This window comes from Bradyrhizobium sp. SMVTL-02 (assembly GCF_051853005.1).
Classification (GTDB): domain Bacteria; phylum Pseudomonadota; class Alphaproteobacteria; order Rhizobiales; family Xanthobacteraceae; genus Bradyrhizobium.
In genome coordinates this window covers 7,117,953-7,132,221 of sequence record NZ_CP182469.1, presented here as the reverse complement: position 1 = coordinate 7,132,221, position 14,269 = coordinate 7,117,953, and the positions used below count along the sequence as shown (strand labels likewise).

Sequence of the window (14,269 nt, the reverse complement as noted above, 5' to 3'; positions counted from 1 at the left end):
CGGGTGTCCATCAATTCGGAGGAGGTTCAGTCGCGCGTCCCCCCACAGACGAAGAGCACGAGCAAAAGCCGCCCGCGCAAAACGAAGAAGGAGGAGGTTGACCCGTGAGCAAACGACCAGCCGACAGCGAAAACCAAACGAAGTGCTGGACCTCGACGGACGGGCACACCTGGATGCGCGGCTACGTCGATACCCTGTCGGCGCCAGTAGGCCAACGCCTGCGGCAGTCGCCGTTAAATCTGTGCCCGGCGTGCTTGGTCACGGAGTTCTTGCCAAGAGTGCAATCTCGGCATCATGTTCGGCCTCTGGATGAAAAAGCCCTCTTCGCCGCAATCGAAGTGATGGAGATGAAAGCGCGCTGTCAGAAGGTCAAGATGAAAGCAATAACAGCAACAGGAAAGGAAGGACTGCACCCATGGATGACATTGCATCGAAAACTATCCGAGAGTTTTGCGCACTTGAGCACCTCAGTTGGACGACGTACTTCCAGTTGCGCCGACGCGGCTTAGGACCGGAAGAACTCCGCGTACCAGGGACCAAGATCGTTCGCATCACCGCCGCCAGCCACGCCAAGTGGCGCAAGCGAATGGCCGCACGCTCGCAGCGCAAGTTGAATTCAAGCGCTGGCCGAGAGCGCCGAAAGGCCCTTTAACACACGGAAGCGAGTGGGAGGAACTCTATGTCTACCTTTGAAGCAGGGTCAGTCGTGTATGGCCGGAAGGTAAATTGGGCTGAGATGTTGAGATGCATCCGGGGGCGGCGGTTTTCCCTAATGATGTTGAATGAGGAGCTCGAGCAGGACCGAACGTACAAGTTCGACAGGCCCACGTGACCGGTAAGAAACACCTCGCGATTGCAGAAGCTGACGTGCAGCGCGTGTTCAACAATGCATGTATGGCACGGTTGGCGAAGTATCTCTCTCCGGACATGAATCCAGCGCTCCTTGCCGAAGGCGTCCGTCAGGCTGCAAGTATCTATACGCGTGAGGTCCGACTACATACCGTCGGCGAAGTGCGTGACAAAATCAAAGCGCTCTACCAGGCGGCCGAGCGCCGGCAATATGATCGCGTTGCAGTGCTGCGTGCCCAGCTCTCACCAGAAACGCTTCGCTATCTCGAAGCGCGGCTGAGCCGGACAGGGCCGCGAGCAGCCGGACTGAGATTGCCGACCGAGCAGGAGCTACGCGATCCTAAGCGCCGTGAGTATGCCTGCAAAATGATCGAGCGACTTTGCCGGGTTGGGGGTTGCTATATCCAAGGTCGCACGCGCCCATCAGGCAGGCGATCGGTCACATGGCAGCCGCACCTTCGTGGCCCGGCGCAGAGCCGCTACCATGTACCCGAGCTCACCGAGGCCAACGCGGACGATCCTCTACCCGAGTTCACCGAGGCCAATGCGCTCGACGCCGGCGGGGTCACTGACGTGCTTGACCCTGCAGCACGTTCAGCAAAACGCGAGCTCGAGCGGCGGTTCGTCATGAATCTACAATTGGCGTGGCTGGAAGCGACAGGCGAGAAGCCGACGGCTACCGTTAGTCCATCAGATCCTGATCGGCCGTTCGCCAATTTCGTGCACGAATGCCTTCGACTTGTCGGCGCGTCACATGCCGATGCCGTTGGACTGATCAACGATCTAAGCCGACAGCGGAAGATCTTGTCACAATCCAACTCCTAATGACTGAATTTCTCTTGAGGGGATAACGTCGGAGCCTCTGTAGCGATCTGGTCCGCTCTGGGAGGTTCTCTATGGCCCCGTCCTTCAAGATCGATCTCGAACGACGCCTCGGCTGGTCCGTTGAGGAGTTCGCCGTCCTCAGCAGCCTGTCGCCTGCCACCGTCTGGAAATTGCTGCAAGAGGGCAAGCTCGCTAGCGTTAAGGTCGGCGGCCGCCGGATCATTCCGCGCGATGCTGGACTCAAGCTTCTGCAGCTAGCTGAATGAAAAGTGCCCTGGGCTGACATCAGTCGGCTCCAGGGCTTTGTCTTATGTGAACCAGTTTCCCAGCATGAGCTGGAAAAACCGAGAAGCCTTCGTTTGCAGCGAGAGCGTCTCGTAACCGCAACCGCCCGACCTAGGAGGTCTCAATGGGCACAAATCTGTACCACCTCTCAAAACCAAGCGTCAATGGCAACGATGCCGTGCGCGTCGATCTGCCCCCGACCGTGTCGGGGAATTACCTGGCCCATAACAAGTACGACGCCATCGGCAAAGCCTTTTTGGCGGCCGATCTCTACCGCGGCCAAATGCAGCTCATCCAGCCAACGCTGGCGCAGGCCGCGAGGTTGGCCCGGGTCAGCTATGCCTACGCCTGGCATGCCGTAGCGTGCCGAGATCGAAGCGGGCCGGCTCTCGCTAGTGCCACCCGTCCAAAAGAATCCGTCCATCACCGATACCGAGTTGCTCGCCGCATTCCGCGAGGTCGGCGTCGACCATGCGTTCGACATTCTGATCAAAGCGGCTGCCAGCTAGCCCCGCGTCGCCGGCCGAGCTCGTTTCAGCCGGCGGTGCAACCCCACAGCAACGGAGAGACAAATGGACGAGCAGTTCAAACTATTTCCCGCCGCAGCATCTTCAGCGGTCACATCGTCATCTGTTTCGACACGTCCACATCTCGATGAATTCTTTGCCAAGGTCGATCCAGTCCGCAACCGACTGATCTTCGCGATCGACGCTACCGCGAGCAGGCAACCGACCTGGGACAGGGCAGCGAAGCTGACGGCGCAGATGTTCGACGCCGCAGCCGCGATCGGAGGGCTGGATATTCAACTGGTCCTTTTCCGCGGCGCGGCCGAATGCGTCGCTTCACGCTGGCTGTCTGACGCCAGGTCGCTGACCGCTATCATGTCCGGTGTGATGTGCCGCTCCGGTGAAACCCAGATAGGGAAAATACTGATCCACGCTCGCAAGGAAAATGAGCGGAAGAGGGTAGCCGCGCTGGTGCTGATTTCGGACGCCTGCGAAGAACTGCCAACCATTCTCTACACCGAGGCGCGCAGGCTCGGTGATGTGCCGGTCTTGCTGTTTCAGGAAGGTAACGACGAACGAGTCGGCGAGATCTATGCCGAGATCGCCGGCGTCACCGGCGGAGCCGTGGCGAAGTTCGATCTCGGCGCAGCCGGCCGGCTGGAGGATCTGCTCAAGGCCGTCGCTGCCTTCGCCGCCGGCGGCGTCAAAGCGCTCGCCGCCCAGAACAGCGAGGCGGCGACGCTGCTGCTTACTCAACTCAAGAAAAGAGACTCGCCATGCAGATCATCAGCGCAGACGACAGGTTGCGCGAACGCCGCGGCGCGAAGGTGCTGATCGTGGGCCCACCCGGCGTCGGCAAGACGTCGCTGCTGCGTACGCTAGATCCCGCACGCGCGCTGTTCATCGATATTGAAGCCGGCGATTTGGCCGTCCTCGACGTGCCAATCGCGACCATCAGGCTGGACGACTGGCCGACCGCGCGCGATCTCGCCTGTCGGATCGGGGGGCCGAACCGGAGCTTCCCGCCCAGCGCCTGCTACTCGCCGGCACATTACGACGCGGTCGGCGGCAAATTGGAGAACCTTGATCAGATCGAGACCGTGTTCGTCGATTCGCTCACAGCAATTTCCAGGCTTTCACATCGCTGGGCCGAACAACAGCCGGAGGCAACCTCAGAGCGTACCGGCAGGAAAGACGTCCGTGGCGCCTACGGCCTGCATGGCCGCGAGATGATCCTCTGGTTGAATCAGCTCCAGCACGCGCGCGCCAAGAACATCGTGTTTGTGGGCGTTCTTGAGCGCAACGTTGACGACTTCAACGTCGCCACCTGGCAACTGCAAGCCGAAGGTGCCAAGACCGGCCGCGAACTGCCGGGCATCGTCGACCAGATCATCACGATGCAATTCCTTGACTTTGGCGATGGCAAGCCACCGATCCGTGGGTTCGTCTGTACTACGCCCAATGCATGGGGTTACCCGGCCAAGGACCGCAGCGGTCGCCTTGCGCAAATCGAAGAGCCGGACCTGGGCAAACTACTTATCAAACTCACTACCACCACCCAAGGAGACTTAGACCATGCAACTGCAACTCGATGACTCCCACTGCAACTATCCAACCGCAAAGAAGGAAACCCACCATGTCTGCTGATCTTGACTTCAATACCGCCAGCGGCGAACAGCGTACGTCAGATGTGATCCCCGCAGGCACTATCTGCATCCTGCAACTCAATATCCGGCCTGGTGGCATTGGCGACGATGGCTATCTGACCCGCGCGCAGGACGGTAACAGTGAAGGCCTTGACTGCGAGTTCGTGGTCGTTGAGGGACCGCACGCCAAACGCAAGCTGTATCAGCGACTGACCCTGCACGGCACAACAGAAGGGCATGCAAAGGCAGCCGAGATCTCCCGCAACACGTTGCGGTGGATGCTGGAAAGCGCGCGCGGCGTTCGTCCCGACGACAAAAGCGAGGAGGCGCAGGCCAAGCGGAGAATCGCCGGATGGGGCGAGCTCGAGGGACTCCGCTTTGTGGCACGTCTCGGAATCAAACCACCACAGAATGGTTACGAGGCCAAGAATACGATTGCAGAGGTCATCACGCCGGAACGGCGGGGATGGACGCAACCTGAGAAAGTCCAGACGACCAGCGCGAATGCATCGACGCCAAGCGCGCCGCCGGCCAATGCGATCGCGCGACCCTCATGGGTGGGTGATGGGCGAGGTGCCGGAAAAGGAAGACGAGTGGCAGCGGCAGGCAACCGCTGCCGCCATCGCAGAGGCCCGCAGGGCGGTTGGCTCTGCTCCGTTGCTGAACACGCCGGTAGGGCGATTGAACGATCGAGAGTGGGGCTGGATTGTCTGTGGCGTGATCTTCGGCTGGATTCAGACTCGCTATCAGCAGGCCATCGCCGAATGTCTCGATCCAGAAGAGCTGATGCGCGCGATCGAGCATTCCCCATCGCCCGGTGATGTTGCAGCCGCGCGCTCGGTCCTCCCACTGCTGGCTGGCAAGAGCGGCATCGATTGGTCGAAGCCGCTGATGGCCTGGTCGAAAGACGAGATGACCAACTTTGTGTTGATGGTGCGGCAGTTAATCGATCAAGCCGCGCTCACACGCGATCAGGGCGCGGCCCAGCTTCGTAGGCCAAGTCTCGATGAGAAGAATGGGGATGCCATTCATTTTTAGAAAACAACACGTTCGTACTGACGCTGCGACCACTGCCTGGCGTTGATGGTATTCGGTCGTTGCGCTGGGTTCTCACGGAGGTGCTACGTCAGCATGGCACGCGATGTGTCGACTTAAGGCGTAAAGCATGAGTACCGTCCGGAACTTCAACCGCTCCAACTTGTCGGACCAGCCGATCAGCCAACTCATCAACGAGTTGATCGAACGCGCTGAGCCGCGGAGCGAGAACTACCGGCACTATCTCGGCGCCAGCGCGATCGGATCCGAGTGCTTGCGCAAGGTGCAGTACGATTGGATGTGTGACCCGGTATTCCCGGCGCGCATCAAGGATATCTTTGCCCGCGGGCACTTCTTCGAAGAAGTGACGCGCCAGCACCTCGTCGCCGCCGGGTTCAAGTTCGCGCCAGCTGATCGCCTCAAATTTGTGGCCGCCGATGGCCTGTTTCGGGGCCATGCTGACGGCATCATCATTAGCGGACCCGCGGTGCCGAACCTCCAATATCCTTGTGTGTGGGAGCACAAATGCCTGAAGGCCAAGAGTTGGCGCGCGATCGAGCTCGACGGTCTGGTCGGGCTCTACGAGATCTACGCGGCGCAAGTCTCGATCTATCAGGCCTATTTGGATTGTACCAACCCAGCACTATTCAGCGTCGTCAATGCCGACACCTGTGAACGCCTGCATTGTCTGGTGCCGTTCAACGCGCAACTGGCACAGATGATGAGCGACCGTGCGGTCATGATCATCGTGGCGACGCGCGCCGGCGAGCTATTGCCGCGAATCACCGAGGATGCCGACGACTGGCGTTGTCGCATGTGCCAACACCGCGAACGTTGCTGGAGACAACGATGACTGCAGTGCTGAACGAGACAATCGCAAAGCGGATCGCGGCAGTCTTTCGCCGACTCGGCTCCGACTTCGATGGTGAGGTGGTGGCTGCGGCAGCCGCGCTGAAACGCATACTCATGTCTGAAGGACTGTCGATTAACGATCTCGCTATAGTCCTTGAGAACTGCAACGGCGAAATTGAGGAGCGGAAATATTCCGACAAGGACGCTGAGATCATCTTCGCCCGCGGCGTCGACAAGGGGCGCGCCGAACAGATGCGCGCGCAACAGGCGCCACGGGAATTCTACGACAGGAATGGAGAACCGCGCTGGAACGAGATCGCGCTGTTCTGCCGGCGCAATCAGGCAAGATTGCGCAACGACTGGGAGCGCACCTTCATCGATGACATGGCCGGCGTGACGTTGTTGCGTGAGCCGAGCGCGAAACAGGCCAGGTATCTGCTCGCCATCTTCGTCAGACTTGGCGGGCACTATGATCCCCAAAACATGCGGTGGTGAGAGAAATCCGGAGGAATGATCCAGGAGACAACAGAATGATGGCAACAGTTTCGAAGCCACGGACCTGTCATTCCGATCTTGCGCATCTGCCAGCAGCCTTGCTGCCACTCACCAAGTTGAAGCGCTGGGTGGTGTGGAAATGGCAGGAACGAAAGGATCAAAACGGCAAGGTCAAGTGGACCAAGCCGCCATTCCAGGCACGTTATCCTAATAGCAAAGCCAGATCCAACGATCCCAGCACCTGGGGCAGCTACGAAGATGCGGTGCTCGCCTTTGTCAACGGGCAGTGTGATGGCATCGGGTTCATGCTGAAGGACAGCGAGCTCGGCGCTATCGATCTCGATCGCATTCGCGACGTTGCCACTGGCGAAGTGCCACGGTGGGTGGAGGAGTTGTTTGTCGAAGCCGCTACTGCCGGTTGCTATCTGGAATGGACGGTGTCCGGCACCGGCGCGCGCATCATTGGCATTGCCCGTTGCAGCAAGCTGCACAAGAAGATCAGTCTCGGCGCCAATGGCTGTGCCATCGAATTCTATCGGCACTGCGAGCGCTATATCACCATCTCCGGATTCCAGATCTCAGGTGATTATCCGGGACTCCCGGTGAGCACCAAACTGCCAGAATATGATGCGCTGTTTGACGCGCTGGTGGCGCGCTTCTCTGATAATGCCCAACGGCCGACGCGCTGCGAACTTGATGGCGAGATGCTGATCTCGGTCGAACCGATCGACGAGGAGAATGAGCTTGATTTCAATAACGCCGGACCGCAACAAGTTGCTCCGGATTACCCGGATCTGATTCAGAATGGCGCCCGCAAGGAGGTCGCAGCGAAGAATTCCAGCGGGTGGTTTGGCATTTGGCTGGTCAAGGCTGGTCGCCCGATCAGATTGCCGAAGAGCTCGCCAAACATCCCAACGGTATCGGCGCAAAATATGCTGGACGGCTGCTGGCTGAGGTCATGCGCTCGTTCGACAAATGGCGCGCTGTAGCTGGCGGTGGTGTTGGTGTCCGTGGTGCTGGTGGCGCTGGTGGTGCCGGTGCTGCTGCTGGAGGTGGGGCTAGTGCTACGGCTACTGGCAGCACGACCGGCACATCGGGACAGTGGTGGCTCAGGTTCTGCCAGCGCGACGGCAAGGGACGGCCGTTGTCCAACTTGGCCAACGTTATGCTGGCGTTGCGCAACGACGAGGCCGTCAAGACCATGCTCGCCTATGACGAGATGTATTGCGGCGAGGTCATGATCCGGAAGATCGGCAGCCAACTCGACCTGGCGACACCAAAGCCGGTGGAAGATGTCGACGCCACCGCCATACAGGAGTGGCTTCAGCTCAATGGTCTGCCGCTGATCGGACGGGATGCCGTGCACAGGGCAATCGATCTGCGGGCGCACGAGCGGCGGTTCCATCCGGTGCGGGATTATCTCGATGGTCTGATTTGGGATGGCATACCGCGGGTTGCGCAGTGGCTGGTGACCTATCTCGGCGTCAAACCGAGCGAGTACACCACGGCAATCGGACGGATGTTTCTGGTCGCTACTGTGGCACGGATCTATCAGCCAGGATGCCAGGCCGACTACATGCTGATCTTGGAAGGGTTGCAGGGCGAGTTCAAGTCGTCGGCCTGCAAGATCATCGCCGGCGAATGGTTCTCCGACAATCTGCCTGACATCGCCACGGCTGGAAAGGATGTCAGCCAGCACCTGCGCGGCAAGTGGATCATCGAGATCTCCGAGCTCAACGCCATGAGCCGGGCGGAGAGCGCGCAGCTGAAGTCGTTCATTTCACGAACCACCGAGCGCTATCGCCGCACCTATGGCTACAAAGAATCGGTTGAGCCGCGGCAGTGCGTTTTCATTGGTACCACTAACAAATCGGTCTACCTGCGCGACGAGACCGGAGCTCGGCGCTACTGGCCGGTCAAGACCGGCACAATCGATCTCACTGGCCTGCGCAGGGACCGCGACCAGCTGTTGGCCGAGGCCGTGCAGCTGTTTCGAGACGGTGTGCAGTGGTGGCCGGACAAGGCCTTCGAGGCTAACTACATCAAGCCGGAACAGGACGAGCGCTACGAGGCTGATCCTTGGGAGGTGCCGATTGCCGATTATCTTGAGACGCTATTGACGAACGCGAAGGTCACAGTCTCACAGGTGGCTAAGAATGCGCTCGGCTTTGTGTCCGATGGCAGAATCGGCACCGCCGACGCACGACGGATTGCTGCGGTGCTGGAGCGGCAAGGCTGGTACCGGGCACCGCGACAGGCCAATGGTCGCTGGTGGATCAAGTGACGCACTGGCGCGGCAATAACGGCAAAGAAGCAAACATGGCAAGATGGTGGATCAAATTAGTGACGCCCAAATGCGTCATTATGCGTCACGGGAGTGACGCACTGACGCGTGTGACCCCTGTTTCTCCTTATATATCCCCCATATCGCGCGCGTGAAGTTAGGGGGAAGGTCAAATGCGTCACTATGCGTCATGCGTCACTAAGACAGTCTCGTGAATGCAGCCCATAGGTCGATCCATCGGGCGGACTTGGCGGGCTTGCCTTTTATCACCTCACAGCAGAGGGGGTGCGCCACCTTTTTTCGGCGTCAGGTGGACCCAAGGGGAGGTACAGGAAAAAATAGAAATCTTGCTGCGCTTCGATGCCCAAGCCGCTCTTGCCTTGGCGATCGGTTGCTAGGCGATATTAGGCAGACGCCTTCTGCTGCGCCTCAACGGCTCGAAACCCCGCCCGGCACAACTGCGCAATGGCCGCCTCGATTGCCGTATCGTCGTTGCGCTGCTCAGCCGCGAGCACGCCGATCGGGACGAACGCGTCGAGCGTCTCGGCCCAATCCGTGACCTCGATGCGCACAATGCGCGCGCCCGACTGCTTGCGCGCCCGGCACCGCTGCACCCGCAGTACGTTCTGCCGCTTCCGTTTGGCGATACGATCCAGATCGTTCGGTGCTGCGTCCATCAATCCCTCGGCGTGGGCAGCTTGCCGACCACGTTGATCATGATACGCAAATACGTGGCCGGATCCTGCTTCATGAGTCGCCGGATCGCTGCGCGACCGCCGTAGCGCCAGGAATGGAAGAGATCATCGATGTACACCTCCCACAGCTCATCGCGCGGGGGCCGACCAGGGCTCACACCGACATGGCCCTGCAAGAAACGACCACGCTGATCACGCTCGGATGACGGCGATGTTGGCGTCGGCGCGCCAGTCCCCGGCGGCAAAGCATATCGCCGCACGCGGGCTCGACTTGCGATCTGCAACGCTCGATCAATCCTCACGGCGGCCTCCACCGCAACGTAATGCGTTAACAGGAAACGGGAGCAAATCGCCCGCTCTCTCAGCTCAATAGTTTAGCACTTCCAAGGCGTTAGGACCAATCGGGATCGAATTAATCGTTGAAGGGAGCTAGTAGCTCCTCGAGCAAGCCTGGGCCTGGGGCTTCTCGGGCGTGATGGTGCGCGGGTCCGGGGCGGCCTGGGACCTACGGAAGGCGCAGCCCTATGACTGCTATGCGGAAATGGACTTCGATATCCCGATTGGCAGGAACGGCGACTGCTACGACCGGTATCTCGTTCGAATGGAGGAGATGCGGCAGTCGATCTGCATCATCAAGCAGTGCATCGAGAAGCTGAGGTCTCCGGACGGAAGAGGCCCGGTTCTCGTACAAGACAACAAGGTCGCGCCGCCTCGGCGCGGCGAGATGAAGCGCTCCATGGAAGCGCTCATTCATCATTTCAAGCTGTACACGGAAGGTTTTCACGTTCCTGCCGGCGAGATCTACGTAGCCGTCGAAGCCCCCAAAGGCGAGTTTGGAGTGTTCCTGGTCTCGGATGGCACCAACAAGGCCTACAAATGCAAGATCAGGTCGCCGGGATTTGCGCACCTTCAAGCGATGGACTTTCTCTGCAAGGGTCACTTGCTCGCCGATGTCTCGGCGATTCTGGGCTCATTGGACATCGTGTTTGGCGAGGTGGATCGTTAAAAGGTCGTATTGCATTGGAAACAACGCCTTGAGCCCCTGACTCGTCGAAACAGATCGCGCTTAGCGTTCACTTGGACGCGAGATCACCCGGAGGCAGTTTCGACCCAAAGGCCACCGGTGTTGCGAAAGGCTGTTGATCCCTGGCTTTCTTCAGCTCGTCGTTCCTCGCGGTGAAACTTGCCGGTCTCGGTCGAAGTCCTTAGCCATTTCGTCACGTCGCCGATCGCTTCGCGTGGCGAGCGGCCGAACTTGAGCAAGCCGCGGTAATATTCGAGCTGAAGGTGGGCCGAGGTGCCGCGCTTTGGGATGCTCTTGAGATGCTGGATGTCGTCTTCGACCCCGAGATGCTCGATATCGGGAGCCAGCATGGCGATCACCGCGTCCAGCCAGCTTCTGAACGAGACCGGCTCTAACGACAACAGATCGATGTAGGTGCCATCTGTTCCGTAGCGCTGGGCGCGCCAGCGATTTTCCTCGATCAGCGCGCGATGCACTGCCGAATGGTCGGCATTCAGCTCGGGATGATGCACCGCGTGCCTCACCATCGCACGAAACAGCGCTGCGATCGCCACCGAATCCGCAATCGCGGTGCAGCAATCGGTGATGCCCAGCTCGAGGGTCGGATGCTGCAGCGAGGGCCGCAAGGCCCACCAGACATAGGTGGCGTTGGGGACGATGCCGGCATCAACCAGCGTCTTCACGTAAGTCTCGTATTCGGCGAGGTTGCGAAACATCTCGGGAAAGCCGGTCCGGGGCAGAGCGTCGTTGGCGGCATTGCGGTAGCCCAGCAATCCCCGTCGGGTAGCCGCACCAGAATGGCGACGAGGTCGAGAGCGCCAGCAGCAGCGGCAGGAACGGCACCAGGCGGTGCATGATCTCGACGCGCAAATCGGGCTCGGGCACCTCGACATGGACGTGCAGTCCGCTGATCGGGTTGCCGAGGCCGACCATCCCGAGGTCGCTGGTGACCTTGCTGTAGCGGCGCTTGCGCGTCATGCGCTGCTGCTGCGGCTGCGCCAGCGGGTGCGTGCCGGCCGCGATGATGCCGATACCGTGATCCCTGCCGACCTCGGCGAGGACGGAGCGGTAGCGCGCGAGGTCGGCCAGCGCATCGGCCGAATTGGTCAGCGGCGGGGTCGCGACCTCGATCTGCGATTGCAGTATCTCGGTGGTCAGTCGCTCGCCAAGGCGCTTCTGAGCCGCCGTCATATAGGCCTTCGGCAGCTCGGACCGCGGCGCCGCGGATTGGCGGTTGACCAGGAAATATTCCTCCTCGATACCGAAGCGGTAGCGGTGCATGGCCCTAAGCTGTCCTTTTCGCCTTTGCATGCAGGCGAACCGCATCTCCGAAGGCGGAGAGGATGCGCGCCGATGCATGATCTGTGCTTGCCCAATAATCCGGGTGAAACAGCGTGCCGAGCGCAAAGGCGCCGGCGCCCGCGACGCTGACGGCCTCTATGGAGCCGTCCTCCGCCACCGCTTCCGCGATGAGCCCCGGTGCGAGATCCTTGATCAGGAAACTGTGCAGCGAATTCACCGTGACGGTGTCTGCGCCGCAGATCTGTTGCAGGACACCTCCTTTGCGCAGCGTGACCTTTTGCCGGAGCCGGTAGCGCGCATCTTCATTGTCGGCGTCGGGCGTGCCGTGGCGCTGGTCTTCTGGCAGGCCATCCGGCTCCTTCGACAGCGTACCGCCAAAAACGACGTTCAGCTCCTGGATGCCCCGGCAGACAAAGAGTGCGGGGATGCCCCGCGCCAGCGCGCGCGGGATCAGATGGAGCGCGACTTCGTCGCGGAATTCATCGAACGGGCCGTCGCGAGTCTCGTCGACCATTTGGCCGTAACGCGAGGGATGAACGTTGGTCTGCCCGCCGCCCACGAAAAGACCGTCGAGGCCATCGAGATAGGCGTCGATGTCGGCTTCGCGCGCCGCGGGAAGGATCCGCGGCACGGCGCCGGCGACCAGGCCGATGGCGTTCACGCAAATCATCGCGACCGACGAGAGCTGCTCGCCGCGTGCGACCATCGTGTCGGAGAGAATGCCCACCTGCGGCGCGCCGGTGCGCGCCTGCCACTGGCCGCGAGAGGCGCTGTGCCGCCACTGCTGCAGGCCATAGGCCACCGCATCCGCGGCGCTGCCGAATTGATGAATCGCAGCCTTGAGCTCCCTCCGTTCGTTTCCAAGCGAAGCGCCCATTGACTGCAGGCGGCGGGGTCGTGCGGATCGATTGTGGGACGGGGCTCGTGCAAATGTCTCGGCTGCCTCTATTCGTGTGTCTGTGCTTGGCAAAACAGCGACAGTGCAGAATGGTTGCTCTGCTTAGAATTGACCTCGAGCGCCTTTAACTTTTGTTATGAAGGCGGGTGTTCGGGCGAAAGCCGAAGTGCGCAACGAGCATCCGAGACCGGGCGAGGTCGTCGGAGCAAACTGAGTAAGCAACTGAACAAGCCCAACGTGGGGCGACATTCGTCGCCGAAGTCCCTCTGCCGATTCAAGGATCGCGAGATTAACCTTTGTTGTGGGCACTTCGTGCCCAATTGCATATTCTCATCAAGTCAAGAAAAGGAAACGCGATGGGATTGAAGCGCAGGCGGATCAAGCAGACAACCTCTCTCGAAGACCGCTTGGCTCAATTCGCGGAGCACATGAGAAAGCGAGCTGACGCTGAGCCGATCGGTGCTGAGAAGAACGAACTTCTCAAGGAGGCCCGCAACGCAGAGCAAGCCTTAGACATAGAGCGGCAGCTCCGGCAACCGCATTGAAGTTCGCTCGGGCGGATGTACCCCAGCGAGCCAGAAGGCCTCCGGTCCGACCCCGGAGGCCTTTTGCTATTGTTTAAGTTAAGTGAAAATGTCCCACATGGGTCGCGTGCGGGCCGTCCCAGATCGGGCGGCATGGACTTCAGCTCAGCGCATTCGTCACGGGCGGCTCGTCCATCTGCTCCACTGTGCGCCGCTGTCAGACCGTGCGCGTCCAAGCACCGGCTCCCGCCCATAGGCTCGAATCCGCCGCGGAACGTGAACGTCCCCTTGCGGTCGAAGGAAGGGCCCTCGCAATAGCGTCCCGTCTGCAGCGAGTCACCGCCGCGCTCGGTGCACATGAAGATTTAGCTGAATTCAGTCGCTTCCTTGCTGCGATCGAAGCTGTTCGGAATCGGCAGCGATGCCTTGGGCGCGCCATTTCTGCTGATGCATGGTGTCGCGCGCGATAAGGCAGCTGAGCATGTCCTACATTCCCGGGGCTTCGTTGAGTTGGAGAGACCTACGGCCAGCGTACGTCCGGTGGATTCGCGGCGACGTTGCAGTACATGTCGGCCGCGAGATTGCCGCTGGTGTAGATCTGGGAGCAGTCGAACGGCACGCCGTCGCAATTGGCGGGGAATGCCGACAGTCCAGTGGACAGCAGATGCCGATGCAACATTCCCTCGATGACATGCTGCTCATGACGGCACCGACCATGGGATTGGCCTGCATGCTGCTCTCTGCATCGTTGCCGGCGCTTGCTCGAGATTTAACGCAACGGCCGTGGCGAGCATCTCGATATGGCCGATCTCTTCCGTCGCGCTGTTGAGAAGGACGTCGCGATACTTCGCAGGGCCGCGCGCGCCCTAGGCTTGGAGAAGTATTGAAGGCAGACGGGGATCTCGCCCTCGACGCGCCGATGGCCTGCTTCAGCTGGCGTGCGAAGATCGGACCGGGCTTCTCGACCCCGACGGGATATTGCAGGACTTGTCGAAATAGTACACGCGCAGCTCGCGTCCTGGTACGTGGGTGCAATCGAACCTGGCGGG

18 protein-coding genes and 1 pseudogene are annotated in these 14,269 nt (G+C 60.4%); 11 read left to right on the top strand and 8 right to left on the bottom strand.

Going from position 1 to position 14,269, the window contains the following annotated elements; all coding sequences use genetic code 11:
- Positions 1-104: 104 nt before the first annotated feature.
- From ACNJYB_RS34155 to ACNJYB_RS34135, 5 genes are all read left to right on the top strand, one after another.
- Positions 105-509, top strand: a complete 405-nt coding sequence (locus ACNJYB_RS34155) for a hypothetical protein (RefSeq protein ID WP_439370969.1) — start codon at positions 105-107, stop codon at positions 507-509.
- Positions 510-828: 319 nt separating this feature from the next.
- Complete coding sequence (locus ACNJYB_RS34150) at positions 829-1,674, top strand: hypothetical protein (protein WP_439370968.1); 846 nt, start codon at positions 829-831, stop codon at positions 1,672-1,674.
- Positions 1,675-1,745: 71 nt separating this feature from the next.
- Positions 1,746-1,940 (top strand): helix-turn-helix domain-containing protein, encoded by a 195-nt coding sequence (locus tag ACNJYB_RS34145; RefSeq protein ID WP_439370967.1) that lies wholly within the window; start codon positions 1,746-1,748, stop codon positions 1,938-1,940.
- Positions 1,941-2,531: 591 nt separating this feature from the next.
- Positions 2,532-3,299 carry a VWA domain-containing protein gene (locus ACNJYB_RS34140; RefSeq protein ID WP_439370966.1) on the top strand — a complete coding sequence of 256 codons (768 nt, stop codon included), beginning with the start codon at positions 2,532-2,534 and terminating at the stop codon, positions 3,297-3,299.
- Complete coding sequence (locus ACNJYB_RS34135) at positions 3,242-4,060, top strand: ATP-binding protein (protein ID WP_439370965.1); 819 nt, start codon at positions 3,242-3,244, stop codon at positions 4,058-4,060. The genes ACNJYB_RS34140 and ACNJYB_RS34135 overlap by 58 nt, the downstream gene beginning before the upstream one ends.
- Before the next feature lie 89 nt (positions 4,061-4,149).
- On the opposite strand, the gene ACNJYB_RS34130 is transcribed toward ACNJYB_RS34135, so the two are convergent.
- Positions 4,150-4,587 (bottom strand): hypothetical protein, encoded by a 438-nt coding sequence (locus ACNJYB_RS34130; protein ID WP_439370964.1) that lies wholly within the window; start codon positions 4,585-4,587, stop codon positions 4,150-4,152.
- An 88-nt stretch (positions 4,588-4,675) separates the two neighbouring features.
- On the opposite strand from ACNJYB_RS34130, the gene ACNJYB_RS34125 reads away from it, so the two are divergent.
- From ACNJYB_RS34125 to ACNJYB_RS34105, 5 genes are all read left to right on the top strand, one after another.
- On the top strand, positions 4,676-5,149 hold the full coding sequence (locus ACNJYB_RS34125) for a hypothetical protein (protein WP_439370962.1): 474 nt from the start codon (positions 4,676-4,678) through the stop codon (positions 5,147-5,149).
- 160 nt (positions 5,150-5,309) lie between these two features.
- Positions 5,310-5,999: a hypothetical protein gene (locus ACNJYB_RS34120; protein WP_439370960.1), complete on the top strand. Its 690-nt coding sequence runs from the start codon at positions 5,310-5,312 to the stop codon at positions 5,997-5,999.
- Positions 5,996-6,493: a hypothetical protein gene (locus tag ACNJYB_RS34115; protein ID WP_439370959.1), complete on the top strand. Its 498-nt coding sequence runs from the start codon at positions 5,996-5,998 to the stop codon at positions 6,491-6,493. The genes ACNJYB_RS34120 and ACNJYB_RS34115 overlap by 4 nt, the downstream gene beginning before the upstream one ends.
- A 35-nt stretch (positions 6,494-6,528) precedes the next feature.
- Complete coding sequence (locus ACNJYB_RS34110) at positions 6,529-7,482, top strand: hypothetical protein (RefSeq protein ID WP_439370957.1); 954 nt, start codon at positions 6,529-6,531, stop codon at positions 7,480-7,482.
- The gene (locus tag ACNJYB_RS34105; RefSeq protein ID WP_439370956.1) at positions 7,452-8,777 is read left to right on the top strand and encodes a VapE domain-containing protein; all 1,326 of its coding nucleotides are present in this window, start codon (positions 7,452-7,454) and stop codon (positions 8,775-8,777) included. The genes ACNJYB_RS34110 and ACNJYB_RS34105 overlap by 31 nt, the downstream gene beginning before the upstream one ends.
- Before the next feature lie 404 nt (positions 8,778-9,181).
- On the opposite strand, the gene ACNJYB_RS34100 is transcribed toward ACNJYB_RS34105, so the two are convergent.
- The gene (locus tag ACNJYB_RS34100) at positions 9,182-9,454 is read right to left on the bottom strand and encodes a hypothetical protein (RefSeq protein WP_439370954.1); all 273 of its coding nucleotides are present in this window, start codon (positions 9,452-9,454) and stop codon (positions 9,182-9,184) included.
- A complete protein-coding gene (locus tag ACNJYB_RS34095) occupies positions 9,454-9,591 on the bottom strand; it encodes a hypothetical protein (protein WP_439370953.1) in 138 nt (45 codons plus the stop codon). The genes ACNJYB_RS34100 and ACNJYB_RS34095 overlap by 1 nt, the downstream gene beginning before the upstream one ends.
- 320 nt (positions 9,592-9,911) lie before the next feature.
- Here ACNJYB_RS34095 and ACNJYB_RS34090 point away from each other — a divergent pair.
- A pseudogene (locus ACNJYB_RS34090) lies at positions 9,912-10,478 on the top strand (NADH-quinone oxidoreductase subunit D); the annotation flags it as partial.
- An 83-nt stretch (positions 10,479-10,561) separates the two neighbouring features.
- Here the strand turns inward: ACNJYB_RS34090 and ACNJYB_RS34085 are convergent.
- The 5 genes from ACNJYB_RS34085 to ACNJYB_RS34065 form a co-directional block, all read right to left on the bottom strand.
- Complete coding sequence (locus tag ACNJYB_RS34085) at positions 10,562-11,212, bottom strand: glutamate-cysteine ligase family protein (RefSeq protein WP_439370951.1); 651 nt, start codon at positions 11,210-11,212, stop codon at positions 10,562-10,564.
- On the bottom strand, positions 11,163-11,777 hold the full coding sequence (locus ACNJYB_RS34080; protein WP_439370950.1) for a carboxylate-amine ligase: 615 nt from the start codon (positions 11,775-11,777) through the stop codon (positions 11,163-11,165). Before ACNJYB_RS34080 ends, ACNJYB_RS34085 begins: the two co-directional genes overlap by 50 nt.
- A gap of 4 nt (positions 11,778-11,781) precedes the next feature.
- The gene (locus ACNJYB_RS34075) at positions 11,782-12,600 is read right to left on the bottom strand and encodes a gamma-glutamyl-gamma-aminobutyrate hydrolase family protein (RefSeq protein ID WP_439370949.1); all 819 of its coding nucleotides are present in this window, start codon (positions 12,598-12,600) and stop codon (positions 11,782-11,784) included.
- 1,140 nt (positions 12,601-13,740) lie between these two features.
- Positions 13,741-13,899 carry a manganese catalase family protein gene (locus tag ACNJYB_RS34070; protein WP_439370947.1) on the bottom strand — a complete coding sequence of 53 codons (159 nt, stop codon included), beginning with the start codon at positions 13,897-13,899 and terminating at the stop codon, positions 13,741-13,743.
- Positions 13,900-13,918: 19 nt separating this feature from the next.
- Complete coding sequence (locus ACNJYB_RS34065) at positions 13,919-14,029, bottom strand: hypothetical protein (protein WP_439375712.1); 111 nt, start codon at positions 14,027-14,029, stop codon at positions 13,919-13,921.
- Between the last annotated feature and the right edge of the window lie 240 nt (positions 14,030-14,269).